The sequence below is a fragment of the Kineosporia mesophila genome, assembly GCF_021129235.1.
In the GTDB taxonomy this organism is placed as follows: domain Bacteria; phylum Actinomycetota; class Actinomycetes; order Actinomycetales; family Kineosporiaceae; genus Kineosporia; species Kineosporia mesophila.
Map to the genome: position 1 here is coordinate 85897 of NZ_JAJOMA010000013.1, position 26245 is coordinate 112141.

The following is a 26245-nucleotide window of genomic DNA, read 5'->3' on the forward strand; positions in this document are numbered from 1 at the left end:
GCCGCCACACGCGTTTGTGCAGGTGGTGACCGTAACCGCGAGCCGTGCCACGGTGTCGTCCGGGCGCTCACCCGGATAGGGCATCCGAGTGTCACCAGGCCTGGAACTGAAGGAAGTACCCCCTTCGCGCCGATGGATCAGGGCAAGCGACTTCCCCGGAACATCCCCGCGAACGAGGAGGCACCGTGGCCCGACTGCTGGTGGTCGAGGACGACCCGGATGTGCGTGACCTGATCTCCATGCGACTGGTCATGGTCGGGCACCGCGTCATCGCGATGCCCGATGCCGACCTGGCGCTCGACTCCGTGGACCAGTTCGGCGCGCCGGACGCCTACGTCCTGGACGTCGGCCTGCCCGGGATGGACGGCTTCGACCTGCTCACCCGGCTGCGCCGGGGGCACGAGGACATCCCGGCGATCTTCGTCTCGGCCTCCGCGCGGGAACGGGACATCCTGCGGGGGCACGAGCTCGGGGCCGCGTACCTGACCAAGCCGTTCGCCGCCCACGCCCTGCTGGATGCGGTGGACGAGGCGATCACCGGGCGTCCCATCCCCTCGGTCACCGAACACGCCTGGTGACCCACGGAGATGGCTGGTGACACGGGGCATCAGACCGTTGGGTTGATGAGCCAGAAGACGGCCGGGGGCGGGATCGCGGACGACCCGGTTCTGCCCCTGGGCTCTTCGGCCGCAACGACTTTCGTTCCACCCGGGAACGGTGGGCGCTCGCTGATCGATCTGCTGTGGCGCGACTCCGAGGCCTCGATGATGGTCGTGGACTCCAGCCGGGTGGTGCGGCTCGCCAACCCGGCCGCGACCCCCCTGCTGGATGCCCTGGGGGTCGCGGTCGGCGACCGGGTCGAACGGTTCGCGCAGCAGGTGCGCCCCGTGCGCAACGGGCCGGACGGGCGTCTTCTGGTGGACGAAACGGTTGAACTGGCGCCCCTGGCCAGAGTTCTGGAGGGCGCCACGCTGTCGCGGGAGCTCGTGAGCGCGCGCCTGCTGCGGGAGGGCGAACCCCGCCGGATGATGCTGTCGGGCCAGCCGATCGAGCTGGACGACGGCACTCCGGGCGCGCTGATGATCTGGACCGACATCACCGACAGCTGGCAGTTCGCCGAGCGCAGCCGCAACGAGCTGGACCGGCTCGCCCGGCTGCTCGAGGGTGCCTCGGACTACGCGATCATCATGCTCGACAGCTGCGGCCGGGTGCACAGCTGGAGCGCCGCGGCCGAGCGGATGCAGGGGTACCGCAGCGACGAGGCGATCGGTCTGCCCTACGCCTCGTTCTTCGACGCGGCCGACCAGGCCCACGGGGTGCCGGCGCAGATCCTGGCCGACACCGCGGTGATGGGGAAGATCCACGTCGAGGGCAAGCGGGTACGGCAGAACGGCTCGGTGTTCTGGGCGCACGCGTCGATCTCGGCCATGCGCGACGAGCACGGCCGGCTCCAGGGGTACGTCAAGGTCACCCACGACGTCTCCGAGCAGCGGGCGTCCCAGCAGGCCAGCCAGGAGCTGACCGAACTGCTGGAGGAGCGCGTGGCCGAGCGCACCGTGCAGCTGGAGCAGAAGAACGCCGACCTGGCCGCGGTCAACTCTGAACTGGAGGCATTCTCCTACAGCGTCTCCCACGACCTGCGGGCACCGCTGCGGGCGATGAGCGGGTTCGCCCGGATCATGTCGGAGGAGTACGGCGACCAGATGTCGCCCGAGGCCCTGAAATACCTCACCAAGATCACCGACAATGCCGAGCACATGGGCAGTCTCATCGACGCCCTGCTGTCGTTCTCGCGCATGCAGCGCCAGCAGATGCAGTCGCAGCCGATCGACATGGGGATGCTGGCCCAGGAGTGCTGGAACTCGCTGGAACCGGCCCGGGAGGGCCGGACGATCGAGTTCGTGCTGGCCCCGCTGCCGCCGGCGTACGGGGACCGCCGGCTGATCCAGCAGGTGTGGGTGAACCTGCTGGACAACGCCATCAAGTACACGGGGAAGAAGGACGCGGCCCGGGTCGAGGTCCGGGCCGAGGTTGCCGAGGAGGACGAGAAGCCCAGCGGGGGTCCGGATCCGCTGGCGATTCCGGACACCGTGATGTATCTGGTGAAGGACAACGGCGCGGGGTTCGACATGCGGTATGCGGCCAAGCTCGGTCAGGTGTTCCAGCGGCTGCACCACAACGACGAGTTCATCGGGACCGGCATCGGCCTGGCCCTCTCGCAGCGCATCGTGCAACGGCACGGGGGGCAGCTGTCCGCCGTGGGGAAGCCGGGCGTGGGCGCGACGATGGGCTTCACCCTTCCCGCGCCGGGGGGTGAGCTGCGGTGAACGGCTGGCTGCTGCTGGTGGAAGACAGTCCGCACGACCGGGAGCTGGCGCTGCACGCGTTGCGCAAGGGGCGTTTCCCGGGACGGGTGGAGGCGGCGAAGGACGGCGTCGAGGCGCTGGACCTGCTGCTGTGCCGAGGTCCCTGGGCCGGGCGGGATCCGCACGACCTGCCCCGGGCGGTGCTGTGCGACATCAAGATGCCGATGTTGTCCGGGATCGACGTGCTGCGGGAGATCCGCGCGAACCCGGTGCTCGCAGAGGTGCCGGTGGTGATGATGACGTCATCGGCGGAGGACGGCGACCTGGAGATCTGCTACGCCCTGGGTGCCAACAGCTACATTGTGAAGCCGGTGGAGATCGAGCCCTATTTCGCGACGGTGCTCGACATCGGCCGGTACTGGCTGGTTTACAACCATCCACCCCGCGATCGGAGGGTCGTGCTCGTCGGTGGCGGTCACTGAGCACGAAAGCGCAGTATCGGTAACACATCACGGGAGACACCCATGCCATCGCCCCTGCGGCTTCTGATCGTCGAGGATCGTCCCGACGACGCCGAGCTTCTCCTGCTCGAGCTGAAACGAGCCGGATACGAACCGACCTGGATGCGTGCCGAGACGCCGGAGGAGTTCATCGCCGGTCTCGGCGAGCAGCCGGACATCGTGCTCTGCGACTATTCCCTGCCGTCCATGACGGCCCCGGACGCCCTGCGCATGTTGCAGGAACTCCAGATCGACATCCCCCTGATCGTGGTCAGCGGGGTGATGGACGAGGACACCTGCGTCAATTCCCTGCGGCAGGGGGCCACCGACTACCTGCTGAAGGATCGCCTGGTGCGCCTGGCCCCGGCCATCGAGCACGCCCTGGCCGGGCGCCGCCTGGCCACCCAGGCCCGCACGATCGAGCAGGAGCGCCGCGAGACCGCCGAGATCCTGCGCGGGGTGGTTGATCACGCTCCGGCGGCGATCTGTGTGCGCGACGCGACCGGTCGTACTCTGCTCACCAACGCCGAGTTCGATCGGCTCCGCCCCACCGGGGGCACCGGCCGCCCCATCTCCCACGACCGGCGCAAACTGACCTCCGTGGAACAGGCCTGCCTGGACGGCGCCGACAAGGTGGAGGGCGAGGAGACCTGGGCGGTGGACGGGGAGGACCGCACCTACCTGGTCGTCCGCTACCCGGTGGTCGACGGGACCGGGCGGCGGTTCGCGATCGGCGCGATCTACGTCGACATCTCCCGGCAGAAGCAGGTCGAGGAGGAACTGCGCGAACTCGACCGGCTGAAGGGCGAATTCGTCGCCACCGTGAGCCACGAGCTGCGCACACCGCTGACCAGCATCACCGGCTACGCGGAGATGCTGCTGGCCGGTGACGCCGACGAGGTGCACCGGCGCATGATCCAGGTGATCGACCGCAACTCCCGCCGCCTGCTCACCCTGGTCGAGGATCTGCTGACGCTGTCGCGCGTGGACTCCGGTATCGCCGCCCGGATGGACGAGGAGGTCGACGTGGCCGAGCTGGTCGCCCAGGCCGAGGGCGTGCTCGGGCCGGCGATGGAGTCGCAGGGGGTCGCGCTCGAGGTGCAGGTCGCCCCCGGCCTGCCCTGCCTGCTCGGTAACCGGTCGCAGCTGGAACGCGTTCTGCTGAACCTGATCTCGAATGCGGTGAAGTTCTCCTCGGCCGGCGGCACGGTGACCGTCACGGCCTCGATACCCGACCCCGCCCGTCCGACCGTGGAGATCAGCGTGTCCGACACCGGCATCGGGATCCCGGTGGAAGAGCAGGACCAGCTCTTCACCCGCTTCTTCCGCACCGAACAGGCCCGGCTCCAGGCGATTCAGGGCACCGGTCTGGGGCTGGCGGTGGTGCGGCAGATTGTCGAGGGGCACCAGGGCACGATCGGGGTGAAGAGCGCGGCCGACGAGGGCGCGACCTTCACGGTCAGTCTGCCCGCGCTGCGCCCGGCGGCCCTGCTCCGCCAGTAGCCCGCAAAACCCTCCGTGATCATGCAAAATGTCCCCGGCGTTCTAGAACTCTCCGCTCGAGAGTTCTAGGCTTCCGGGAACACTTTGCATGATCACGAACGGTTTGGGGGGTGCTTGCGGACGCGGGTGCTCGCCTACTCCTCGGGGGTCGCGTCGACGACCTGGTGCTCCTGGGCGAGCATCGACTCCACCCGCCAGACCAGGGCGCGGGGGCTGAAGGGCTTGACGATGTAGCTGTCGGCCCCGGCCTCGTGCCCGAACTTGATGTCCGACTCCGTGCCCCGGGCCGAGAGCATGAGAACTCTTACGTCGGAGAGAGCCTGGTCGGCGCGCAGGGCCTTGCAGATCTCCAGGCCGCTGTGCTCGGGCAGCATCCAGTCGAGCACCACCAGGTCGGGCGTCAGGCCGGTCGCGGCCGCCATCCCGGCGTATCCGTCGGCGGCGACCCGCACGGCGTGCCCGGCCCCGCTCAGGGCGGTGAAGAGCAGGTCGCGGATGTCGGGGTCGTCGTCGATGACAAGGATCTCGGCCATGGGCATCCCCTGTCGGGTCATGGTGTGCGGACTTCGGTGAGTCGTCGGCACGCCTGGACCGGACCTTGAGCAACCAGGGGAAGCCTTTTGGTGCCCTACCGGCGTCCCTTGCGGGCCTTCAGGTAGTCGCTGACCACGTACTCGCCCAGATTGTCGAGGCCGGGGCTGAAGACCCGGCCGCCGTTGCGACGGGCGATGGCGTCGACGAAGCGGCGCAGGCCGGGGTTCTCGCCCAGCATGAACATGTTGATGGCCGCGCCGTAGCGGGTCAGGGCGTCGACCTCGGCCACGGTCAGGTTGATGGTGGTCTGGGTGGGCGGGTAGTCGAAGTGGGCGACGCCGTCTTCGAGGTGGGCCGTCGGCTCGCCGTCGGTGACCACCAGCACCACCGGCTCGGCGTCGGGATGACGGCGCAGGTGCCGGCCGGCGATGGACAGGGCGTGCTGGAGGTTGGTGCCCTGTACGTAGTCGGGCTCGATACCGGCCAGCTGCTCCACCGTCAGTTTCGCGGCGTAACGACCGAAACCGACGATCTGCAGGGCGTCTTGCGGGAAGCGGGTGGCCACCAGGTGGGCCAGGGCCAGCGCGGTCTCTTTCATCGGACCCCAGCGGCCCTCGGAGATCATCGAGTAGGACAGGTCCACGCACAGCGCCACGGCCGCGCCGGCCCGGCGCTCGGTCTCGACCACCTCGAAGTCCTCGGCCTGCAGGGAGATCCCGGACGACCCCCGGGAGGTGCTGCGGTGCACCGCGTTGGTCAGCGAGCGCACCACGTCGAGGGGCTGCTCGTCGCCGAACTCCCAGCGCCGGGAGGCGCCGGTGGCGTCGCCGGCCGCCCCCGCGTCGCGCAGGTCGTGCTCGCCCCGGCGGCCGGAGCCCAGGTGCGCGAACACCTGACGCAGCGCGGTCTGCCCGAGGCGGCGCAGGGCCTTGGGCGAGAGCGTGAGCGCGCCGTCGGCCCGGGTCAGCCAGCCCTGTCGTTCCAGCTCCCGCTCGAGCTCCTGGAGGGCCTGAACGTCGGCCGCCGCCCCGGCGCCGAGCGAGCGTTCCACGGTCTCCACGTCGATGTCGTCCAGCGTGGCGCCGGGGTGGTCCTGCCCCAGCTGGTCGATCAGGTCGTCCAGGTCGGCGAGCTCCTGCAGCGCGCCCGCCGCCTCGCCGTAGCCCATCTCGCCCTGCCCCCGCATGCGCCGGCCCTCGCCGCGGCCCTCGCCCCAGCCCTCGCCGGGACGTAGCGCACGCAGGCTGTCGGTCAGTTGGCCCATCTTGTCCTGTAGGCCCGCGTCGCCCAGCGCCTGCTGCATGAGGCCCTGGAGCTCTTCGCGCTGCTGTGGGCTGAGCGCGTTCATCAGGCGCTCGGCCGCCGCGGCCTGCCGCGCCAGCGAGTCGATCAGCTCCTGGACGTTCTGCGGTTCGTCGGGGAACATCTGGCCGTGCTTGGCCATGAACTGCTCGAAGTCCTCCTGCGTGTCCTCGCCGCGAGTGTGCTTGTCCAGCAGGCCGTTCAGGTCGTCGAGCATCTCGTTCATCGCGGCCATGGCCGCCGCCCGCTGCTGCGGGTCGGCGTCCGGCCCCAGCCCCTGCAGGGCGTTGCGCAGGCCGTTGAACTGCTGGTCGATCACGTCGGTGCGCAGGCCGTCGAGGATCTGCCGGTAGATCTGCCCGGCCTCCTCGGATGCCCAGCGGTACTCCGAGAGCTCTTGCACCGCAGCGGCCGTCGACCGGGGCAGAGCATCCAGCTGGGCCTCGGCGAACCGCGCGTCGTCGCCGTCGCGCAGCGACAGCTCTTCCTTCTCCGCGGCCAGGGCCTGGTCGAGCTGGGCCCGGGCGCGGGTCACGGCGCCGTCGAGGCGCCCCCGCCGGGAGGTCTCCCGGCGCCGGCGCTCGGCCCGCGCCCGCAGGTCGTCCAGCCCGGTGCGGCGCCCGTTCTCGTCGGGCAGACCGCGCCGCAGCAGGTCGCGCAGGGCCTCGCGGACGTTCTCGCCGTTCAGTACCCGGTCGCCGACCGCGTCCAGGGCCTTGCGCACGTCGTAGGGTGCGGCCAGCGGGTCGGGCCCACCCCGCCACGGCCCGTACCGGTAACGGGGGTCACGTCGCCGAGAAGTCACGGTACGACCGTACGTGCTTCCCCGGCCCAATGGTCACCCCTGATCGCTCTGGGCTGATCACCCGCTTTCCGGGAATAAAACGGGCCCACCCACCGCTGGCACTCACGGACTCCGGAATTCCGGCTCTTGATTCCCCGATGACGAGCTGAAGCTACGACAGCACCCGGGGCACCACCGTGAGGGCTCCGAACACGCTGCCGTAGGCCTGGTTCTTCGCGTTGCCACCCGAATACCCGAAGGTTTTCAGCACGCCCTTCCCCTTGCCGTTCCAGACCACGGCCACCCCGGTGTTCGCGGCCCGGGCGGCGTCTTTGCCCGGGGCCCCGACGGCCAGGTTGTCGAGCCGCTTGCTGCCCCCGGCCGGATTGCCGGTCAGCGTGCTGATGAACCGGCCCAGGTGATCGCCCGACCGCGCGGTGCCGCCGAGCGCCCGGCCCCGGCCCTGGGTGAGGAGCTTCGAGGCACAGCCGTTGCCGCCGAAGACGGTGGGCAGCGTCTGCACGAAGACCCCGCCGGCGTCTTTCGCCGTGCCCACGTCGAGGCCCGGCGCCCCGATCGCAGCCTGGTAAGTGCTCGTGCAGCGGAAGATTCCGTAGGCCACGGAGGCGCCGTACTGGTTGCCCGCCTTCGCCGTGCCGATGATGCCCCGGGAGTTCTGGGTGAACGACGCCGACGGGGCGGGCTTGCTGCCGGAGGCCCCACCGGGCTCGAAGGCCTGGACCCGGCCGGCGTCTTTCGCCGTGCCGACGTCTTCGCCGGGTGCCCCGACCAGTACACCGAACGGTGAGACCGCTGCACCGAACCGGTTCCCGGCCCGCGCCGAACCGCCCACGCCGCCGGTGTTCTGGGTGAAGGTGGAGGCCGGGGTGAGCAGGTCGGTCGTGATGTCGGTGCGCACGAACACCACCTCGCCGGCATCTTTCGCCGAGCCGGCGTCTTCGTGCGGCACCCCGGCCACCACGCCGTTGTACTGCTCGGCCAGCACCTCGCCGAACTGGTCGCCGGCCTCGGCCTGCTGGCTCAGCTCCGCGGTGTCCTGCGAGATCACGTCGTTGAACGAGGCCGTGCCGGTGGCCGTGTCGAGGTAGTAGCGGTAGATCGCCCCGGCATCTTTCGCGCCGTTGACGTCGCGACCGGGGGCACCGACCCAGACGTCGAGCACGGTGGCGCTGCTCGCCCGCCCGCTGATCGCGACCGCGGCACCGAGCCGGTCGCCCGGCAGGGCGTTGGAGTCGAGCTCCCTCGCGTTCGCGGCGGTGAACCCGGTCGCGCTCTGGAACAGCAGATAGGCATGCCCGGTGCGGCCTTTCGAGGCCACGCCGGGCGCCCCCACGACCAGGTCGGAGAGCCCGTCGCCGTTCAGGTCGCGGACCGACACCGCCTCACCGAAGCGCTGGTAGGAGCCCAGGCCGAAGCCCAGGTTGTTCTGGGTCAGGCGCTGCGTGCGGCCGTCGGGGAAGTGCACGTCGAGCGCCCCGGCCTGCTTCGCGCCGGAGATGGTGCGCGTCGGGACCCCGGCCACGGTCAGGTCGAAGCTGTACCGGCCGGGCGGGGCGGCCAGGGCCGGACCCGCCGTGAGCAGGGCCAGCGCGAGCCCCGTCAGCACTGCCGTACCGGACTTCTTCATCATCGTCTCGACCCCACCCCGGTTCGAAGTGGCCCCACGCCACCTGACGATCGTGACTGTAGACCTGGGGTACGACGAAATGCGGGGGAATGGGGTGGACCTGGCCCGGCGGTCGCCCCAACGGGCAGACAGAAAGAGGCGGGCATCCCCCGGATGCCCGCCTCTTCGTCCTCAATTCACGCGCCGTCGCCGCCGTACACCGTGCGGCCGTCGGCGAGGAAGTCCTTTGCCAGGCGCCGCGTGAGATGCAGCCCCTCCAGGGTGAACTCGATGGCGCTGGCGGCCTCGGCCGGGCCCGGCACGTCGTCGAAGCCCAGGCGTTCCAGCACGGTGGACAGGCCCGGAACGGTGCCGAGCTGGGCCAGCAGGTCGGCGGAGGCGACGGCCTCACCGGTGCTGACGCCCGCGCCCTCGGCGACCGCCGCGACGAAGCCGGTGAGGTCGATCCCGGCGAGCCGGTTGCGCCAGGTCTCGGCGACCGAGCGGCGCAGCAGGTGCTCCAGGAGCTCCATCTCGCGCCCCTCGCCGTCGGCCTCGAACTCCACCTTGCCGCGCAGGGTTCCGGTGATCGCGTCGGTGTCTCCCACCCGCGCCACGGCCGGGGTCTCCTCCCCGTTCAGGGTGGCCCGGCGCAGCGCGGAGGCGGCCACCGTCTCGGCCGCCGCGATCGAGAACCGGGCGGAGACACCGGATCTCTGGTCGACCGCGGTGGACTCGCGCACCGCGCGGGTGAACCGGGCCAGCACCTCGACCAGGTGGTCGGGCAGCACGGCGGCCAGCTGGGCCTCCTGCCGCACCAGGGTCATCTCGAGGTCGAGATCGACCGGGTAGTGCGTGCGGATCTCCGCGCCGAAGCGGTCTTTCAGCGGGGTGATGATGCGCCCGCGGTTGGTGTAGTCCTCCGGGTTGGCGCTGGCGAGCAGCAGCAGGTCGAGGTCGAGGCGCAGCACGTAGCCCCGCACCTGCACGTCGCGCTCCTCGAGCACGTTCAGCAGCGCCACCTGGATGCGCTCGGCCAGGTCGGGCAGCTCGTTGACGGCCATGATGCCGCGGTGCATGCGGGGCACCAGGCCGAAGTGGATGGTCTCGGGGTCGCCCAGGGTGCGGCCCTGCGCGACCTTCATCGGGTCGACGTCACCGATCAGGTCGCCGACGCTGGTGTCGGGAGTGGCCAGCTTCTCGGCGTAGCGCGCCTCCCGGTTGACCCAGGCCACCGGCAGGTCGTCGCCGCACTCGGCGGCGCGGCGGATCGAGGCCGGGGTGATCGGGTCGTAGGGGTGCTCGTTCAGTTCCGCACCCTCGATGACCGGCGTCCACTCGTCGAGCAGCCCGACGATCGTGCGGATCAGCCGGGTCTTGCCCTGACCCCGCTCGCCCAGCAGCACCAGGTCGTGGCCGGCCAGCAGGGCGCGCTCCAGGTCGGGCAGCACGGTGTCGTCGAAACCGACCACACCGGGGAATCGCGGTTTGCCCGTGCGCATGAGCTCGAGCAGGTTGACCGAGATCTCCTGCTTGACGGTGCGGTGCACATGCCCGGAGGCGCGCAGCGTACCCAGCGTGGTGGGCAGGTGGTCGGGCCAGGAGGTCGTGGTCTCCGGTGAGGTCGTCACGCGACGAAGGTACGTCGGTGAACGGTCGCCCGGCACCCTGTGGGGGTGGTGGATCCACATTTACGCCGGGAGCGTGATCGGGAATAGGGGTTGGCGATCACTGATTGAGGACGCCGTACAGCTTTCGCGGTCGGGTCGGGTTGTGCGGCGTCCCCGGCCGGGTCAGCGGGTTTCCTCAGCGAGGGCCGAACCGGGCCTCGCTGCGCGCCCTGGCCCGGGCCGCCTCGACCTCCCGGTCTTTCGGTGGCGCCGTGGTGACCAGCTCGTCCAGTAATTCGTGGGTGACCCGGGTGATGGCCTCGACGGCCCGGGCGAACGCGTCCTCGTTCGCCTTCGACGGCTGCGTGGTGCCGGCCACCTTACGCACGTACTGCAGCGCCGCCGCGGCGATCTCGTCGTTCGTGGCGGGCGGTTCGAAGTTGGCCAGGGTTCGGATGTTCCGGCACATGCTGGTCTCCCGGGGACTCGGCTCGACGAGGCTTTTACGAGTTCAGACGATTCTCCAGCCCGGAACTCACCGCGGGCCACTCCTCGGCGACCACCGAGAACATCACGGTGTCACGCATCGTGCCGTCGGAGCGCGGCTGGTAGCGACGCAACACGCCCTCGAACTGCGCGCCCATCCGGGAGATCGCGCGCTGGGAACGGTGGTTACGGGCATCGGTCTTCAGCTGCACCCGCCCCACCCCCAGCTCCTCGAACGCGTAGCGCAGCAGACCCAGCTTGGTGCTCGGGTTGACCCGGCTGCCCCAGACCGCGGGGGTGTAGGTGGTCCAGCCGATCTCCAGCCGCGCCGAGCCCGGGACGATGTCGAGGTAGGAAGTGGTGCCCACCACGGTGCCGGCCTCCAGCCCGTTGATCGGCTCGGCCAGCCGTACCACCCAGGCCACGTCACCCCGGCCCGCCCGGGCGTCGAGGGCCGCGGCCAGCGCCGCCGGAGTCTCGAAACGCCCCGCCACGTGCGCCCAGACCGCGTCGTGGTCGAGGGCGGCGAACAGCTCGCCCGCGTCGTCGGCCGTGAACCGGGTCAGTCGCACCGCGTGCGACTCGATCGACAGCTCCACCGGGATCGGCCAGGTCATCGCGGGCCAGGGGGTGTCGTCGGGCCGGTTGTCGGTGGCGGGGGTGAAGCCGGGAAGAGAGGTTGTCACGGAATCTCCTGTGAAGGGATGGGACTCGTCTGACGGGATGATCATGAACGGATCTCGCCCGGCGGCGTGCGTCACGGGTACGTCCGGGAGTTCGTTCCGGTTCCGGGGCATGACGGGACTGGCGCGTTGTGTACACCTGGTACATCCGGTACCGGATATACCAGGTGTACACAACGCAGACCTGTCGGCTCCCACTTCTGTGGGCGTCAGACAGCCGTACGACCTTCGTGATCACCGCAAGAGACCGAGGCCAGACCGAGCTCGGACCGTGGTCAGACCGTGGTCAGGTCGTCGTCCAGCGAGTGCGCGCGCCCCTGGGAGTGCCAGGCCCGGGCCAGTACCTCGGTCATCGCGACCAGGTCGTGGGTGGGCCGGGCGAAGGGCAGGCGGATGCGGGCCTCGAAGGCGCCGTCCAGACCGAATCTCGGCCCGGGCGTGAGCCAGACGCCCATGGCCCGGGCGGAGGCGGCGACGTGGGAGCTGCGCGGCTCGGGCAGGTGGCACCACAGCGAGATCCCGCCCTGCGGCATCGGGACGCTCCAGCCCGGCAGGTTCATGGCCAGCGCGTCGCGCAGGGCGACGGCGCGCTCGGCGACCAGGCGCTGGCGCTGGTGCCGGATCGTGGGCAGGTGCTCCAGCAGGTTGGCCGTGGCCAGCTGTTCCAGCAGGGGCCCGCTCAGATCCTCGTTGCCGCGGGCCAGGCCGAGCCTCCGGATCAGCGGCTGGGAGGCGCGCACCCAGCCGATCCGCAGACCGCCCCAGAACGTCTTGGAGGCCGAGCCCAGTGTGATCACGTGCTCGGCGGGCCCGAAGGCGGCCAGGGGACGGGGCATCGGCAGGTTCTCGGGGGTGGGCACACCCGCGCGGGCGGCCGGGACGGCGGTGCGCAGGTCGAGCTCGCGCATGGTCTCGTCGACGATGATGCGGCACCCCGTGTCGGCGATCATCGCGCCCAGCTCCCGGCGCTGGGCCTCGTCCATCAGGAGCCCGGTCGGGTTGTGGAAGTCGGGCATCAGGTAGGCCAGGTGGGCACCGGTCTGCCGGATCAGCGTGGCCATCCGCCCGATGTCCCACCCGGCCTCGACCGGCAGCGGCACGCAGCGCCCGCCGTGGGTGCGGATCGCCTGGGCGGCCGCCGGATAGGTGGGGTGCTCGACCAGCACCCGGTCGCCGCGCTCCATCACCAGGCCGAGCACCAGGTGCAGGGCCTGCAGAGCGCCGTTGGTCACCAGGATCTGCTCCGGCGTGGTGGGCAGGCCTGCCTCGGTGTACCGCTGCGCGATGCGGTCGCGCAGCACCGGCAGGCCGCTGGTGACGTAGCCGTTGCCGGGCAGGAAGCGCGGAAGTTCGCTGATCGCGGCCTGGTAGGCCGGGTACAGCTCGGGCGGGGCCTCCAGCGCGGCCGAGGAGAAGTCGCCGCGCGCGCCCGAGGGGTCGGGCTCGCCGCTGAGGTGCTCGGGCCAGATGGGTGATTCGCTGCGGCCCTCGCTGCGGGGCAGCGTGGTCCAGGTGCCGGCGCCCTGGCTGCCCTCGGCGAAGCCGGACTCGCGCAGCAGACGGTAGGCCGAGGTGGTGGTGGTGCGGCTCGTCTCCAGGGCCTCGGCCAGCGTGCGCTCAGACGGCAGCACGGTGTCGACCGGCAGCCGGCCGTCGAGTACCAGAAGACGCAGCCGGTCGGCCAGGGCCCGATAGCCCGGAATGCCCTCGCCCGAAGACCGCCAATCGGTCAGCATTGGCATCAGTTCTCGTGCACTGACGCGTCCACGCTGCTGGATTGGCTGCTTCTTTGGGGGAGGCATGTGGCCAGTGTTCATGAATTGGCTATGGGTTGCAAGGCCAAAAAAGAGCACAGTGCATGCCATGGCCTTCTTGATTGTTTTCCTGCTGCTCGCCACCGTCGCTCTCGCCCCCTGGCTGGGCGCCGACTCCCGTCCGCTCGACCCGAACCGGGCCGAGCTCATCCACCCGCTGCACGGTGATCGTGGGATGAACGTCGGCTGAGGCCGGGTGAGGTTCCCAGCTGTTCCGTCCACTCTGTCGCGGGCCCTACGGGGCCCGCGACTTCTTTTTGCCGGTACGACCCGCGGGCGCCACTCGTGAGGCAAAGTGGTGCGCGTCACGACAGCCGCACGCAGATCCGGGGGGATCCATGACCACCACTCCGTCACCCAGCGTCTGGCCCACCTTCCGGGCCCGCGACGCCCGGGGGCTGATGGCCTTCCTGGTGAGTGCGTTCGGCTTCGAGGAGACCGTCTGCCACGAGCAGGACGGCGTGGTCCATCATGCCGAACTGGCCTGGCCTCCCGGCGGCGGGGTGATGCTCGGGTCGGCCCGCGACGACGGCAAGGCCGTCACCACGGGCGGTTTCAGCTGCTACGTCGTGGTTCCCGAGGGACAGATCGAGGCGCTGGCCGAGCGCGCCTGGGGCGCCGGGGCCACCATCTCCACCGAGCTGCACGTCACCGACTACGGATCAAAGGATTTCGCGGCCCGCGATCCGGAGGGCAACACCTGGTACTTCGGTACCTATCCCGGCGCCCACCGCGCGACGAGCTAACTGCGGCGTTTCTGCCGGGCCGCCGCGCTCGGCAGGAGGGGCAGGGGTGTGGGGGGCTTGAGCTGCTTCAGGCGCAGGTAGGTCACCACCCGCCCGCCGCCGTGCGTCGCGATCCGGGTCAGCGTGTGTTCCAGGTCTTCCACGTCGCGCGCCACCACCGTGAGCCAGTAGTCCATCTCGCCGGCCACCGTCTCGGCCGCGATCACCTGTGGCAACAGCTGCACCTCCCGCTCGAATCGTTCCGTCGCGCGGGCGTTCCCGGTGGTCACGGCCATGAACACGGTGAGCGGGAAGCCGACTGCGGCGGCGTCGACCGAGGCGCTGACGATGCGGATCGCCCCGCTCTCCTTGAGCCGCCGCACCCGGTGCAGGGTGGCCGCGGGAGACAGGCCCGCCAGCTCGGCCAGCTCGAGATTCGTCCGATCGGCGTCCTGCTGGAGCTGAGTCAGCAGTTTGACGTCAATTTCATCAAGTTCGATGGCCATATCGCCAAACAATAGTTGGTAACTACGGCTGATGTCCGATTTATATACTTCGCCTTTGCAGAATAGCCACCATGTTCGCCGTACGCCCGCCTCGCCTCAGCCACCTCCTCAGTCGCCTAGACCGCCGTACCTCGGCGCTGGCAGCCCTGACCCTTGCGGGTCTCTCCTGGGGCACGAGTGTTCCGTTGAGCAAGGCGGCGTTCACCGGCTTCGGGCCGGCCTGGCTCACTGTGTTCCGGTTCGCGCTGGCCGGCCTGCTGATCGTCGTGATCGCCCGGCCCCGCCTGCGTCAGGTGCGCCCGTTGCTGTGGCTCTACGGTGCTTTCGGGTACGGCGCGTGCGTGCTGCTGCAGAACCTGGGCCTCGACCGCACCAGCGTCACCCATGCGGCCCTGCTGCTCGGCTCGGTGCCGATCCTGGTCGCCGTACTCGCGGTGCTCTTCAACGGGGCCAAGCTCGGCGCGGTCGCCTGGGGAGGCTTCGCGCTGTCCCTGACCGGCATCGTCGTGGTGGCCGGCGCGGGTGGCGGCGGGGCCTCGCTCGGCGGTGACGCCATCGTGATGGGTTCGGTGGCCATCGGCGCGGTGTTCACCATCCTCCAGGCCCGCCTGCTGTCCGGGCAGGACGTTCTGGCCGTCACCACCGCGCAGTTCTTCGCCTCGGCGATCGCGGTGCTGCCGTTCGCCCTGTTCACCGAGGACCTCCCGGTGCCCGGGCAGAACGGGCTCGGCGGTGGCGCCCTGCTCGCCGCGGTCGCGCTCGCGGTGGTCGGCACGGTCATGCCCTTCACCCTCTTCGCCTACGGCCAGACCGGGGTGGCGCCCGAGATCGCCGGCGTCTTCCTCAACCTGGAGACCCTGGTCGCGACCGTCATCGCCATCACGATCCTGGGTGACCCCGCGGGGCCCGGCCAGATCGGTGGCGGCCTGGCGCTGCTGGCCGGCATCTACATCGGCACGATCCACCAGTCGCGGTCCACGGCGAACGACGGTTTGAGGACGCCGGTCACCACCGAACGCCCACGGGTGGACGTTGTGGTCGGGCCCCAGGGGGCGGGGGCCGTGGTGCCCTCCGCCGTGGTGCCGTCCGCCGTGGTGCCGGAACCCGCTCCTGGACCGGATCGGACGGCGCCGGTGCCGCCTCTCTCCATCCCCCGTCGCCGGGTGGCCGTGCCCGCTCCGGGCATCCACCTCGTCCCTCATTTTCTGGGCCTCGACGGGCGCGACCCGATCGACGCCGAGCTCGACGAACTGCTGGAGCGCGACGGTCGGCCGAACTTCACCCGGGCGGCGTGACACACGTCAACCATGGGTTGACGCATTCGGAATCGTCAACCTATGGTTGACGCATGACGGATTCCAGTACGACCACCGACAGCGTGCGCCTGGACGATCTGATCCGGGCCATCAAGAACGTCCACACCCAACCGCTGGAGCAGCTGTCCGGCGCCGTGGTCGTGGGCGACTACCTCGGTGAGGTGGCCGATCACCTGATCGGGCACTTCGTCGACCAGGCCCGGCGCTCGGGGGCGTCGTGGACCGAGATCGGCACGAGCATGGGCGTGAGCAAACAAGCCGTCCAGAAACGTTTCGTGGTCAAGGCCGACGTCGAGCCCCTGGACATGAGCGCCGGGTTCAAGAGGTTCACCCCGCGCGCCCGTGACGCCGTGGTGCAGGCCCAGACCGCGGCCCGGGACGCCGGTAGTGATCACATCGGGATCACTCATCTGGTGCTGGGACTGGCCGCCGTTCCGGACACGCTGGCGCTCAGGGCTCTGGATGCGCAGGGCGTCACGGGCGCGCAGCTGATCGAGGCCGCCACTGCCACTCTGCCGGAACCGGCGGCCGACGTGCCGGCGCTCATCCCCTACGACGCGGCCGCGAAGAAGGTGCTCGAGCTGACCCTGCGCACGGCTCTGAGGCTCGGGCACCAGTACGTCGGCACCGAGCACATCCTGCTGGCGCTCGCCGAGTACGAGGACGGAAAGGGCCTGCTCGGGCAGCTCGGGGTCTCCATCGAGAAGCTCGAGGCGGACGTGCAGCGCATCCTGGGGGAGCGGGCCCCGTAGAGCCCCACCTCGTTCGTGATCATGTAAAAGCGCCCCGGAGCCCGATGGGCCGGATGACGATCCGGCACCGATCGGATAACGCCGCCGGGCGGAGTTGTTCGGCCGAGCAACGGATTCGGCGGAGGGCCGTCCGGGGCAGCCTGGGCGGCCCATCCGTTTTGCCCGGCCCGGTAGGCGATTCCCCTTGCCAGGCGCAGCGCTGAGGACGTGTGCAGTTCGGTACCGGCTGTCCCGGAACCCTTCAGAGGTCGCATTCGTTGCACGATGCCCGCCGTCTCACGGGCGTTTTCAGGGAATTGGCGAGATTGCCTAACGGCGTATCAAGCCGTGTAGGGTCACCTGGCCACCGCCCCTCGGAGAGTAGTTCCCCGACGGTCACGCGGTGCGCAAACATCGTCCTCTGGCGCCGCCGCCGGGGGTCTCGCGTAGGCAGACCGTGGCAGCCGGCTCGGAGCCGGGCCGCCGGGCGCCGCAACGAAGGGGTTTTGACCGCCGTGAGCTGGCTTGAGGTCATCGTTCTCGGTCTGGTGCAGGGGCTGACCGAGTTCCTCCCGATCTCGTCCTCGGGGCATCTGCGGATCGTCGCCGAGGTGTTCTTCGACAAGGACGCCGGTGCGGCCTTCACTGCCGTCACCCAGCTGGGTACCGAGGCGGCTGTCGTCATCTACTTCGCCAAGGACCTCTGGAACCTGTTCATCACCTGGTGTCGCGGTTTCGTGGATGCGCAGGTGCGGCAGACCTTCGACTACCGCATGGCCTGGCTGGTCATCCTCGGCACCATCCCGATCGGCGTGCTCGGTCTCCTGTTCGAGGACGCGATCAAGGAGCCCGCGCGCAACCTCTGGCTGGTCTCCAGCATGCTGGTGATCTTCGGCATCGTGCTCGGCCTGGCCGAGGAGTTCGGCCCGCAGGTGCGTGACGAGGAGAGCCTGACCATCAAGGACGGCATCATCCTGGGCTTCGCCCAGGCCATGGCCCTGATCCCGGGTGTCTCCCGCTCCGGCGGCACGATCACGGCCGGTCTGGCCATCGGCCTCAAGCGGTCCGTCGCCGTGCGCTACTCGTTCCTGCTGGCGATCCCCGCCGTCGTCGCCTCCGGCCTGTTCAGCCTGAAAGATGTGACCGCCGGGGACAGCGGCGTGAGCACGGCCCAGATGGCGATCGCCACGCTGATCGCCTTCGTGGTCGGCTACGCGATCATCGCCTGGCTGCTCAAGTTCGTGGAGCGCCACAGCGTCTACGTCTTCGTCTGGTACCGCATCGTGCTGGGCCTGGCCCTGCTCGGTGCGCTGAGCCTGGGCTGGATCTCCGCGACCTGATCCTGGTTCGCCGTCGTAGGGGCCGTCCGGTGCGCCGGGCGGCCCCTACGGGTTTTGGTCGCCGGGCTACCGGCTGGGTGCTGAAGGGCTGAAACCGGGTTGAGGTCAAGGGCGGGCGAGACCGCGTGCGGCTTCGATGTACTGGTCGGTGACCTGACGCTGCACCCGCCGGGAGACGGCCGGAACCAGGCGGCTGCCCCAGAACGCGGGCCGGCTCACCGCACTCACCTCAAACCGGACCCCGTCGTCGTCCGCGACGAAGGCGAAGCGCTCGGCTCCTGATTCGGGGTGGCCGGGCAGTGTGGCGTAGGTGAAGGAGACGACCTGCTCGCTCTGCTCGACGACGGTCACCCGGCAGGGGATGAGGGCCCACACCGGGCCGATGCGGTAGCCGAGCACAACGGTCGCACCGACTGCCGCGGGGCCGCTCGCGGTGACCCGAAGACCCGCGCCGCGGTGGACCTCCCAGTCGAGAAGAGCCTGACCGTAGTCCGCGAGGGTGCCGGGGAGCCGGATGCTGTGGCTCACCCGGTCCGCCGTCGTGGGCGGGTGGTCGAGCCAGCCGGCGGACTCGTCAGGGGTCGAGGTCTGGGCGTCGGCGAGGGTCCGGGCGAAGTCGGGGCGCAGGGCGAACATGACCCGGAGGCTACCCGGGTGAGGACCTCACCACCGGCGGCGTTCGGTGGCCTTGGGCCCGGCCACCAGGCTCGCCGCCGGAACGTCGTCGGCCACGATCGCCCCGGCGGCGATCACGGCGTCGCGGCCGATGCTGACGCCGGGCAGGATCGTGGCCCCGGCCCCGATCCACACGTTCTCCGCCACGTCGATGGGGGCACCGGTCAGCCACTCGCGCCGCTCAACCGGATCGACCGGATGCCCGCCGGTGATGAACGTGACCTTCGGTCCCACCATCACCCGCTCGGCCAGGCGGATACCGGCGTAGTCCAGGAACGTGCAGTTCTGGTTGATGAACACGCGTTCGGCCAGATCCAGGCGCAGGCCGTGGTCGGTGAAGAAGGGCGGGTAGATCGTCACCCTGCCGGGCAGCGGCCGGCCCAGGATCTGCTCGAAGAGCTCGGCCTTGCCCGCCTCGTCGTCGAAGGGCAGCCCGTTCAGGCGCGAGGTGAGCGCGGTGACCTGCAGAACCCGCTCGGACATGGCCTGGAACTCCGCGCTGCGGATGCGCATGAAGCGTTCGGCGGACATCCGGGGAATCTATGCCCACGGGCCGGGCCGGACACAGAGAGGCCGTCCCTGCCCGTCGGGGGAGGGACGGCCGTCTTGTGCGTCAGAGGCCGGAATCTCGGCCTGGATGCGCTCGTCACTGAACTTCTGGTCCACGAACGGTGGCGACTGCTTTCACTTCGACCAGGTACTGCTTAATGCCGCACACCGACAGATGCAGTTCACTCCGAACTGTCGGCCCGGATGACACTCGTTGAGGTTCTCGCCCGCCGTTTGGCGCGAGGTACAGCAATGTCTTCGCGTGCGGCGGAATGAAAACGAGAGAGGCTTTCCAGCCAGGCATTAGTTCGTGATCGCCAGACGTCCGCTTCGGGCGTCTCGCCAAGCCTGGCAGGGCCCTCCAGTTCCCACACCGCAGCGTTGAGACGGTTGCCGGCCTGGATCACGTCGTCCGAGCCGATTAGGACCACTCGCTCGAAACTTGAGGAGCGGTCCTGTTCAGCCGCCTGAAGGTCTTCGCGGGCCTGTTCCACGCTGCGGATCCTGCCCTCGACGTCGGGGCCGGTCGTGGCTAGCCAGCGGGCATAGCGCGCAACGCGTTTCACGTCGGTCGTATAGGTGGCGTAAGCGTTGAACTTCGTCTCCATCCACCTCGTCGACTGTTCATGCTGGCGTCGACCCCGTTCAACCCACTGGCTCACCGCGAACGACAGGCCACCACCGATGACCACCCCGGACAGGGCGAACCACTGTTCAGCGGCCACTCAGTCAGCCTTGACGCCGGTGCCGTACAGCACGCCCACGCCGATCGGGCAGGCCACACCGGTGCCGTGGTCGGGGCAGTACCCGTTCGGGTTCTTGTAGAGGTACTGCTGGTGGTAGTCCTCGGCGTACCAGAAGGTGCCGGCGTCCTGCGCCGAGCGGCCCTCGGTGGTGATGGCGCCGAAACCGGCCTTGTCGAGGGCGGCCTGGTACGTGGCCCGGGTCGACTCGAAGGCCTCACGCTGCTCGTCGGAGGTCCAGTAGAACGCCGAGCGGTACTGCGTGCCCAGATCGTTGCCCTGACGGAAGCCCTGGGTCGGGTCGTGCGACTCCCAGAACGTCTTGAGCAGGTCCGTCAGGCTCACCTTGGCCGGGTCGAAGGCGACCAGCACGGCCTCGGTGTGGCCGGTCTGGCTGCTGCAGGTCTCTTCGTAGGTCGGGTTCTTGGTGTAACCACCCTGGTATCCGACGGCGGTGGTGACGACGCCCGGCGTCTGCCAGAACGTCTTCTCCGCACCCCAGAAACAGCCCATGGCCAGGTAGACCACCTGCGTGCCCTCGGGCCACGGGCCCTCGAGCGGGGTACCGAGCACAGCGTGGGCGGTAGGCACGGTGAACGGGCGGCTCTCACGGCCCGGCAGCGCCTTGTCCCGCTCGACCATCGTGCTCTTCAGCCTGCTGCCGAAAATCATCGCCGAACTCCTCCTGCTTGCTCCGGGCGGAACGATCGGTCCCGCACCCTCATGCCTCAACCAAGTCTGGCCCCGATCCGTTCCCGGCGCCGGGCGTGCTCGGGGACAGAACTGTCGGCGCGCGGTAGTAGCTTGGTCGCCGTGAACGAGCCGAACCCGACGTCCGGAAGTCCCCGCTGGTCAGAGGCAGGGTTCTCGACCCGTGCCATCCACGTGGGCTCCGAGGCGGATCCGGCCACCGGTGCGGTGGTCACCCCGATCTACCAGACCTCCACCTACGCCCAGGACGGCGTCGGAGGCCTGCGGCAGGGCCTGGGCCAGGGGTATGAGTACTCTCGATCCGGTAACCCCACCCGCACGGCCCTCGAAGACTGTCTGGCCGCACTCGAGGCGCCGGACGGTTCGGCCCGTGGTTTCGCCTTCGCCTCCGGCCTCGCCGCGGAAGACGCGGTGCTGCGCTCGCTGCTGCGCCCGGGCGACCACCTGGTGATCCCCGACGACGCCTACGGCGGCACCTACCGCCTGGTGGCCCGGGTCGCCGAGCCCTGGGGGGTGCGGCACACGCCCGCCTCCCTGGTCGACGTCGACGCCGTCCGCGCGGCCATCGAGCCCGGCAAGACCCGCCTGGTCTGGGTCGAGACGCCGACCAACCCGCTGCTGTCCGTCGCCGACATCGCCGCCCTGGCGGATGTCGCGCACGAGGCGGGGGCCTTGCTGGTCGTCGACAACACCTTCGCCACGCCGTACCTGCAGCAGCCACTCAGCCTCGGCGCCGACATCGTGGTGCACTCCACCACCAAGTACTGCGGAGGGCACTCCGACGTCGTGGGGGGCGCCGCGATCGTGTCCGAGCGGGCGTCCGCCCCGTGGATGGCGGGCATCGCGGGTCTGGGTGACAACGCCGCCGAGCGCATCGGTTTCAACCAGAACTCGATGGGTGCCGTGGCCGGCCCGTTCGACGCCTGGCTGGTGCAGCGGGGTCTCAAGACCCTCGCCGTGCGCATGGAGCGGCACTGCGACAACGCCGAGAAGATCGTCGAGATGCTGCGCCAGCACCCGAAGGTCACCCGCGTGCTCTACCCCTCGCTCGACGACCACCCCGGTCACAAGGCCGCGACCGAGCAGATGCGTCGCTACGGCGGGATGGTGTCGTTCCAGGTCGCCGGCGGCAAGGAGGCCGCCCTCGAGGTCTGCCGCAAGACCGGGGTGTTCACCCTGGCCGAGTCGCTCGGCGGCGTCGAGTCGCTGATCGAGCACCCCGGCCAGATGACCCACGCCTCGGTGGCCGGGTCCGCGCTCGAGGTGCCGGACGACCTGATCCGCGTCTCGGTCGGCCTGGAAGACGCGGCCGACCTGGTGGCCGACCTGGAGCAGGCGCTGGGCTGAGGCAGGTTCCGCCGGTCATTCACGCCTGGCGCGGGGATGACCGGGATCGACCCCGTTCCCGTCCGTGATCAGGCAAGATCTCCCCAGCGAGACTCTGCATGATCACGGACGAGAGTGGTCGTCCACCCGCGCCGGTCGCTGGTGGACACCGCACCGGGCAGGAGGCCGATGCTGGAACTGGTGGTCTGTGTGGACGTCGGATCGACGTTCACCAAGGCGGTACTGGTCGATGTCGACGCCGGGCGGTTGCTGGGTACGGCCCAGCACCCGACCACCCTGCCCGACGTGATGACGGGCATCACCGCGGCCCGTGACGAGCTCGCCGCTGCGGTGGAAGCCGGTACGGATGCCGGGTGGATTTCGCAAAGTGCTTCCGGGAAAAGCGTTCCGGATGACGTGGCGGACCCGAAAGGCGTGGCGGGCCCGGATGGCGTGGCGGGCCCGGATGGCGTGGCGGGCCCGCAGCGTCCAGCGCACGCGGAGCCCTCTCCCGGATCGCTGAGCGCCGACGAGGTGCGGGCCGCGGACCTGCTGGCCTGTTCCAGCGCCGGAGGCGGACTGCGGCTGGCCGTGGTCGGGCACGAGCGCCTGGTCACTGCGGAAGCCGGTCAGCGGGTGGCGCTCTCGGCCGGGGGCCGGGTCGTGCACCTGAGCTCGGGCAGACTCACACCCGACGGAGTGCGGGAGTTGCGAGAGGCCCGTCCCGACCTGATCGTGCTCACCGGCGGCACGGACGGTGGCAACGCGGACGTGGTCCTCCACAACGCCCGTCGCATCGGTATCGCGCGGATTCCGGTGCCTGTGGTGCTGGCCTGCAACCGCGACGCCGCCGAGGAAGCGGCCGGAGAACTGCGTCGCCGGGGGCGTTCGGTGACCGTCACGGCCAATGTGCTGCCCAGCATCGGCACCTTCGATCCCGGCCCGGCCCGCGAGGCGATCCGGGAGGCCTTCCTCGATCATGTGATCGGAGGGAAAGGGTTGTCGCGTAAAGGCTCCCGAATTAATGGACGATCCTTTCGCCAGTTGGTGCGGTCCCCGACCCCCGACGCTGTACTCACCGGGGTCGAGGCGCTCGCGGAAGGACGTGGTCTGCTGCTGGTGGACGTCGGCGGGGCCACGACCGACGTCTACTCGGTGCTCCCGGCGGACAAGGCGGGTTCCGGAGCGGCCGCCGCGGGTGACTGGCTGTCCGCACGCACCGTCGAGGGCGATCTGGGGGTGAGGTCGGGGGCGCTCGGCGTGGTCCGGGCGGCGCTGGCCGAAGTACTGATCGACGACGAAGAGGCCCAGCGGCTGCGCGATTACGCGTCGGGCCTGATTGTGGCCGGTGAATTGGCTCCCGCCCATGAGCTGGACGTGATGCTGGCCCGGCTCGCGGTTCTGGTGGCGGTGCGTCGTCACGGCCGGGCGTCGCGGCCGGGCGGGGATCCACGGCCCCTGCGGGACGTGGGGCTCGTGGTGGGCAGCGGGGGAGTGCTGCGGCACGCACGCGAAGGGGAGCTGACGGGCGTCCTCAAACCGATCGTTGCCGACCACGCCGGTGGGTGGGCCGTCCCCGAGAAGGCGGGACTGGCCGTCGACGCGCGGTACGCGCTCTTCGCGGCCGGGTTGCTGCAAGGGCGGGCGGATCCCGGGGCGGTGCGCCGGCTGGCCGCGGCGGGGCTAGAACAGCTGCCCTGATCGACAGAGCGCATCCGTCGATCGACGGTCCGTGGTAAGTCACGGTGCCGAATCGCCCACACCGGGCACTATTGGACGGGTGAGTATGGAGCAGGACGACCCGACCCGGGTGCGCCCGGACGAACTCCCGCACGGCCTGCGGGTGAGTGCCGCCTGGGCGTGGCGCGTGTTGCTCATCGCCGGCACGGTCTACCTGCTCTGGCGCATCTTCTCGCAGTACCAGGTGATCTTCGTACCGCTGCTGCTGGCCCTGATGCTGTCGGCGCTGCTCAAGCCGGTCCACCGGGCGCTGTCTCGCGACGACGACAAGGCCGGGCTGCCCAACGCGGCGGCGGCCCTGCTGACGGTGCTCCTGACCATCGTGTTCGTCTCCGGCCTGATGGCGCTGATCGGCCAGCAGGCGGTCAGCGGTTTCGACGACCTGCGCGACGACGCCGCCGACGGCCTGACCGAACTCCAGGACCAGCTCGCCTCCAGCCCGCTGAACCTGACCAGCGACCAGCTCGACCAGTACGTGAAGTCGTTGCAGCAGAGCATCCGGGGCAACGGTGGCAGCGACATCGTGTCGGGGGCGCTGGAGGTCACGAACACCGCGGGCCACGTGTTCACCGGCATCTTCATCGTGCTGTTCGCCACCTACTTCTTCCTCTCCGGCGGCGACCGCATGTGGGCCTGGGTGGTGGGGCTCTTCCCCGCCCGCACCCGCCACCGGGTACGGGGTTCGGGCGTGCGGGCCTGGGCCACGCTCACGGCCTATGTGCGTGCGACGGTGATCGTGGCGATCGTCGACGGTGCCGGTGTGGGGATCGGCGCGGCCGTCCTGGGTGTGCCGCTGGCGATCCCCCTGGGCATGGTGGTCTTCATCGGCGCCTTCGTGCCGATCGTCGGTGCCCTGGTGTCGGGAGCGGCGGCGGTGCTCGTGGCCCTGGTCGCGGTCGGCTTCGTGAAGGCCGTGATCATGCTGCTGATCGTCATCGCCGTGCAGCAGCTGGAAGCGCACGTGCTGCAGCCGTTCCTGCTCGGACGGGCAGTGCGGGTGCATCCGCTGGCCGTGATCATCGCGATCGCGGCCGGGGTGCTCCTGGCGGGCATCATCGGCGCGCTCTTCGCCGTGCCGTTCGTGGCCGTGGTGAACGTGATCGGTGAGTACCTGGCGGGCCGTGATCCGGATGAGCCGCACGAGCATCCGACTGAGGACGAGGTCGGGCCCCTGGCGGACGGGTCCAGGAACGCTGACGAGGACAACGAGGACAACGAGGCAGCCGACCGGGAGACCTGGAACGACACCGACGAGGACGAGGCGCCCACCGACAACCGCACGTCGGGATAAACGCGTTCGGCTACCCGCGGGTTTTCCCGGCGGGACTTTTGCTGCCCCAATGCCGGACGGCCGGTCCTGGAAAGACCGGCCGTCCGTTGTACCTGGCGAAATCGGGGATCGAGGTCAGCCGGTGAAAGGCTTCGCCTCGAGAATCTTCACCGAGACATCGCGGCCGTTCGGTGCCTTGTACGAGACGGTGTCACCGACCTTGTGACCCGCGATCGCGGCCCCCAGCGGGCTCTTCTCGCTGTACACGTCGAGGTCGGTGTCGCCGGCGACCTCGCGGCTGCCGAGCAGGAAGGTCATCTCCTCACCGGCCAGGTCGACCGTGACCACGCTGCCGGAGGCCACCGAGCCGTTGCCGGCCTTGGCCTCGCCGACCTGCGCGGTCTCGAGGAGCTGACGCAGCTGGCGGATGCGGGCCTCCATCTTGCCCTGCTGGTCCTTGGCCGCGTGGTAGCCGCCGTTCTCCTTCAGATCGCCCTCGGCCCGGGCGGCTTCGATCGTCTTCGCGATGTCGACCCGTCCCTCGCCCGAAAGATATTCGAGCTCATTCTTCAACCGGTCATAGGCGTCTTGTGTCAGCCATGCGACAACAGCACCGGTCTCGCTCACGGGGCATCTCCAAATCTGGTCGCATTGAGGTCGCACATTCTGCGGCGACGGCGTCCGGGACGAAACACTTGAGTTTAACAAGAAAGCCCGGACGATCAGTGCACGGTGTGACGGCGCAGGGTGACCACCGGTTCCTCGTCCGTTGCGCCGTCACCGGTACCGTCTCACGGAATACCGCGGTGAACAGGGTCTGAATCCCCAGAGATCGCCCCGGATCCACGACCCGGGGCGGGCCGTCATCCGGCCAGGCAGCTGACGACCTCGCCGGCCGTAGCCTCCTCGCTGGTGGGAACCGTCACGGTCATCCGGACCCGGTTGTCGTCGTCACCCTGCACCTCGACGTCCCGCAGGCCGACCTCGGACTTCAGCGCGTTCAGGGCGTGCAGGGTGCAGACGGCCCGGTCGGCGCCGCGGTGCAGTTGCACGTCGAACGTGATCACCACCTCGGAGGCCGACTTCACCGCGAAGCTGTGGTCCTGCCAGGTCACCTGGTCGCGGTCGAGCACCGTGGCCCAGAAGACGAAGGCGACCGCGAGCGCGGCGGCGGCCGCCAGCAGCCCGAACGCCAGTCCCCGGCGGGGGGTGCGGCGTCGCCCGTACCGCTCCGCCAGGGCGTCGTCGGGGGAGGGTTCGGTGGCCGGTGGTGTCACGGTCTTCCTCTGGTTCGTCATGAGCCTGGGTCAAGGCGGTCAGGGGCAGGCAGGGCGGTCGGGGCCGGTCGGGGTCGGTTCGGGGCCGGTTCGGGGCGTGGTCCGGGAATGCCCCGGCGTCCGACATGATTGTGCTCGTCGATCGGGTTGCCCGTGTCGGCGGGGGAGTGACCGACGCGCGCCCGCA

General features: G+C 69.9%; 26 protein-coding genes. 12 read left to right on the forward strand and 14 right to left on the reverse strand.

The features are described from left to right. The first annotated feature begins 185 nt into the window (after positions 1 to 185). The 4 genes from LR393_RS19225 to LR393_RS19240 are packed head-to-tail and all read left to right on the forward strand — an operon-like array spanning position 186 to position 4309. The gene (locus tag LR393_RS19225; RefSeq protein ID WP_231485350.1) at positions 186 to 578 is read left to right on the forward strand and encodes a response regulator transcription factor; all 393 of its coding nucleotides are present in this window, start codon (positions 186 to 188) and stop codon (positions 576 to 578) included. Positions 579 to 623: 45 nt separating this feature from the next. Beyond that, positions 624 to 2327, forward strand: coding sequence for a sensor histidine kinase (locus LR393_RS19230; protein ID WP_231485351.1), 1704 nt, complete (start codon positions 624 to 626; stop codon positions 2325 to 2327). Continuing rightward, entirely contained in the window at positions 2324 to 2788 is a 465-nt protein-coding gene (locus tag LR393_RS19235; protein ID WP_231485352.1) for a response regulator, read from the forward strand. Before LR393_RS19230 ends, LR393_RS19235 begins: the two co-directional genes overlap by 4 nt. Positions 2789 to 2830: 42 nt before the next feature. Next, entirely contained in the window at positions 2831 to 4309 is a 1479-nt protein-coding gene (locus LR393_RS19240; RefSeq protein WP_231485353.1) for a hybrid sensor histidine kinase/response regulator, read from the forward strand. A 134-nt stretch (positions 4310 to 4443) separates the two neighbouring features. Here LR393_RS19240 and LR393_RS19245 read toward each other — a convergent pair whose 3' ends face one another. The 7 genes from LR393_RS19245 to yczR form a co-directional block, all read right to left on the reverse strand. Continuing rightward, a complete protein-coding gene (locus LR393_RS19245; RefSeq protein WP_231485354.1) occupies positions 4444 to 4842 on the reverse strand; it encodes a response regulator transcription factor in 399 nt (132 codons plus the stop codon). A 95-nt stretch (positions 4843 to 4937) separates the two neighbouring features. Beyond that, positions 4938 to 6950, reverse strand: coding sequence for a vWA domain-containing protein (locus LR393_RS19250; protein WP_231485355.1), 2013 nt, complete (start codon positions 6948 to 6950; stop codon positions 4938 to 4940). Positions 6951 to 7101: 151 nt separating this feature from the next. Continuing rightward, positions 7102 to 8580, reverse strand: a complete 1479-nt coding sequence (locus LR393_RS19255; protein WP_231485356.1) for an integrin alpha — start codon at positions 8578 to 8580, stop codon at positions 7102 to 7104. Between the two features lie 173 nt (positions 8581 to 8753). Next, the gene (locus tag LR393_RS19260) at positions 8754 to 10247 is read right to left on the reverse strand and encodes a magnesium chelatase (protein WP_407937334.1); all 1494 of its coding nucleotides are present in this window, start codon (positions 10245 to 10247) and stop codon (positions 8754 to 8756) included. A gap of 115 nt (positions 10248 to 10362) precedes the next feature. Beyond that, a complete protein-coding gene (locus tag LR393_RS19265) occupies positions 10363 to 10635 on the reverse strand; it encodes a DUF2277 domain-containing protein (RefSeq protein ID WP_231485358.1) in 273 nt (90 codons plus the stop codon). 34 nt (positions 10636 to 10669) lie between these two features. Continuing rightward, on the reverse strand, positions 10670 to 11338 hold the full coding sequence (locus LR393_RS19270; RefSeq protein ID WP_231485359.1) for a GNAT family N-acetyltransferase: 669 nt from the start codon (positions 11336 to 11338) through the stop codon (positions 10670 to 10672). A gap of 272 nt (positions 11339 to 11610) precedes the next feature. Further along, a complete protein-coding gene (yczR, locus tag LR393_RS19275; RefSeq protein WP_456238321.1) occupies positions 11611 to 13200 on the reverse strand; it encodes a MocR-like transcription factor YczR in 1590 nt (529 codons plus the stop codon). On the opposite strand from yczR, the gene LR393_RS19280 reads away from it, so the two are divergent. Both LR393_RS19280 and LR393_RS19285 read left to right on the forward strand, forming a co-directional pair. Next, positions 13199 to 13339, forward strand: a complete 141-nt coding sequence (locus LR393_RS19280; protein WP_231485361.1) for a hypothetical protein — start codon at positions 13199 to 13201, stop codon at positions 13337 to 13339. The two genes, yczR and LR393_RS19280, sit on opposite strands and share 2 nt — an antisense overlap. A 148-nt stretch (positions 13340 to 13487) precedes the next feature. Beyond that, on the forward strand, positions 13488 to 13895 hold the full coding sequence (locus tag LR393_RS19285) for a VOC family protein (protein ID WP_231485362.1): 408 nt from the start codon (positions 13488 to 13490) through the stop codon (positions 13893 to 13895). Here LR393_RS19285 and LR393_RS19290 read toward each other — a convergent pair. Continuing rightward, positions 13892 to 14380: an Lrp/AsnC family transcriptional regulator gene (locus LR393_RS19290; RefSeq protein ID WP_231485363.1), complete on the reverse strand. Its 489-nt coding sequence runs from the start codon at positions 14378 to 14380 to the stop codon at positions 13892 to 13894. The two genes, LR393_RS19285 and LR393_RS19290, sit on opposite strands and share 4 nt — an antisense overlap. 71 nt (positions 14381 to 14451) lie before the next feature. Between LR393_RS19290 and LR393_RS19295 the strand changes: the two genes are divergently transcribed. From LR393_RS19295 to LR393_RS19305, 3 genes are all read left to right on the forward strand, one after another. Continuing rightward, positions 14452 to 15675: a DMT family transporter gene (locus LR393_RS19295; protein WP_231485364.1), complete on the forward strand. Its 1224-nt coding sequence runs from the start codon at positions 14452 to 14454 to the stop codon at positions 15673 to 15675. 53 nt (positions 15676 to 15728) lie between these two features. Then, on the forward strand, positions 15729 to 16448 hold the full coding sequence (locus tag LR393_RS19300; RefSeq protein WP_231485365.1) for a Clp protease N-terminal domain-containing protein: 720 nt from the start codon (positions 15729 to 15731) through the stop codon (positions 16446 to 16448). 494 nt (positions 16449 to 16942) lie between these two features. After that, a complete protein-coding gene (locus tag LR393_RS19305; RefSeq protein WP_231485366.1) occupies positions 16943 to 17767 on the forward strand; it encodes an undecaprenyl-diphosphate phosphatase in 825 nt (274 codons plus the stop codon). Between the two features lie 105 nt (positions 17768 to 17872). Here the strand turns inward: LR393_RS19305 and LR393_RS19310 are convergent, their stop codons facing one another. The 4 genes from LR393_RS19310 to msrA all read right to left on the reverse strand — a co-directional run bounded on the left by LR393_RS19310 (position 17873) and on the right by msrA (position 20406). After that, positions 17873 to 18403, reverse strand: a complete 531-nt coding sequence (locus LR393_RS19310; RefSeq protein WP_231485367.1) for a DUF1990 family protein — start codon at positions 18401 to 18403, stop codon at positions 17873 to 17875. Between the two features lie 27 nt (positions 18404 to 18430). Continuing rightward, positions 18431 to 18973 carry a DapH/DapD/GlmU-related protein gene (locus LR393_RS19315; protein ID WP_231485368.1) on the reverse strand — a complete coding sequence of 181 codons (543 nt, stop codon included), beginning with the start codon at positions 18971 to 18973 and terminating at the stop codon, positions 18431 to 18433. Positions 18974 to 19173: 200 nt separating this feature from the next. Further along, positions 19174 to 19716 carry a hypothetical protein gene (locus LR393_RS19320; protein WP_231485369.1) on the reverse strand — a complete coding sequence of 181 codons (543 nt, stop codon included), beginning with the start codon at positions 19714 to 19716 and terminating at the stop codon, positions 19174 to 19176. Continuing rightward, positions 19717 to 20406, reverse strand: a complete 690-nt coding sequence (gene msrA / locus LR393_RS19325; RefSeq protein WP_231485370.1) for a peptide-methionine (S)-S-oxide reductase MsrA — start codon at positions 20404 to 20406, stop codon at positions 19717 to 19719. A 141-nt stretch (positions 20407 to 20547) separates the two neighbouring features. Between msrA and LR393_RS19330 the strand changes: the two genes are divergently transcribed. From LR393_RS19330 to LR393_RS19340, 3 genes are all read left to right on the forward strand, one after another. Next, positions 20548 to 21792 carry a cystathionine gamma-synthase gene (locus LR393_RS19330; RefSeq protein WP_231485371.1) on the forward strand — a complete coding sequence of 415 codons (1245 nt, stop codon included), beginning with the start codon at positions 20548 to 20550 and terminating at the stop codon, positions 21790 to 21792. Between the two features lie 168 nt (positions 21793 to 21960). Continuing rightward, positions 21961 to 23472, forward strand: coding sequence for a glutamate mutase L (locus tag LR393_RS19335; protein WP_231485372.1), 1512 nt, complete (start codon positions 21961 to 21963; stop codon positions 23470 to 23472). 85 nt (positions 23473 to 23557) lie between these two features. Next, positions 23558 to 24802, forward strand: a complete 1245-nt coding sequence (locus LR393_RS19340; protein ID WP_231485493.1) for an AI-2E family transporter — start codon at positions 23558 to 23560, stop codon at positions 24800 to 24802. A gap of 114 nt (positions 24803 to 24916) precedes the next feature. Here LR393_RS19340 and greA read toward each other — a convergent pair whose 3' ends face one another. Further along, entirely contained in the window at positions 24917 to 25408 is a 492-nt protein-coding gene (gene greA, locus LR393_RS19345) for a transcription elongation factor GreA (RefSeq protein ID WP_231485373.1), read from the reverse strand. 236 nt (positions 25409 to 25644) lie between these two features. Further along, the gene (locus LR393_RS19350; protein ID WP_231485374.1) at positions 25645 to 26079 is read right to left on the reverse strand and encodes a DUF4307 domain-containing protein; all 435 of its coding nucleotides are present in this window, start codon (positions 26077 to 26079) and stop codon (positions 25645 to 25647) included. Positions 26080 to 26245: the final 166 nt, after the last annotated feature.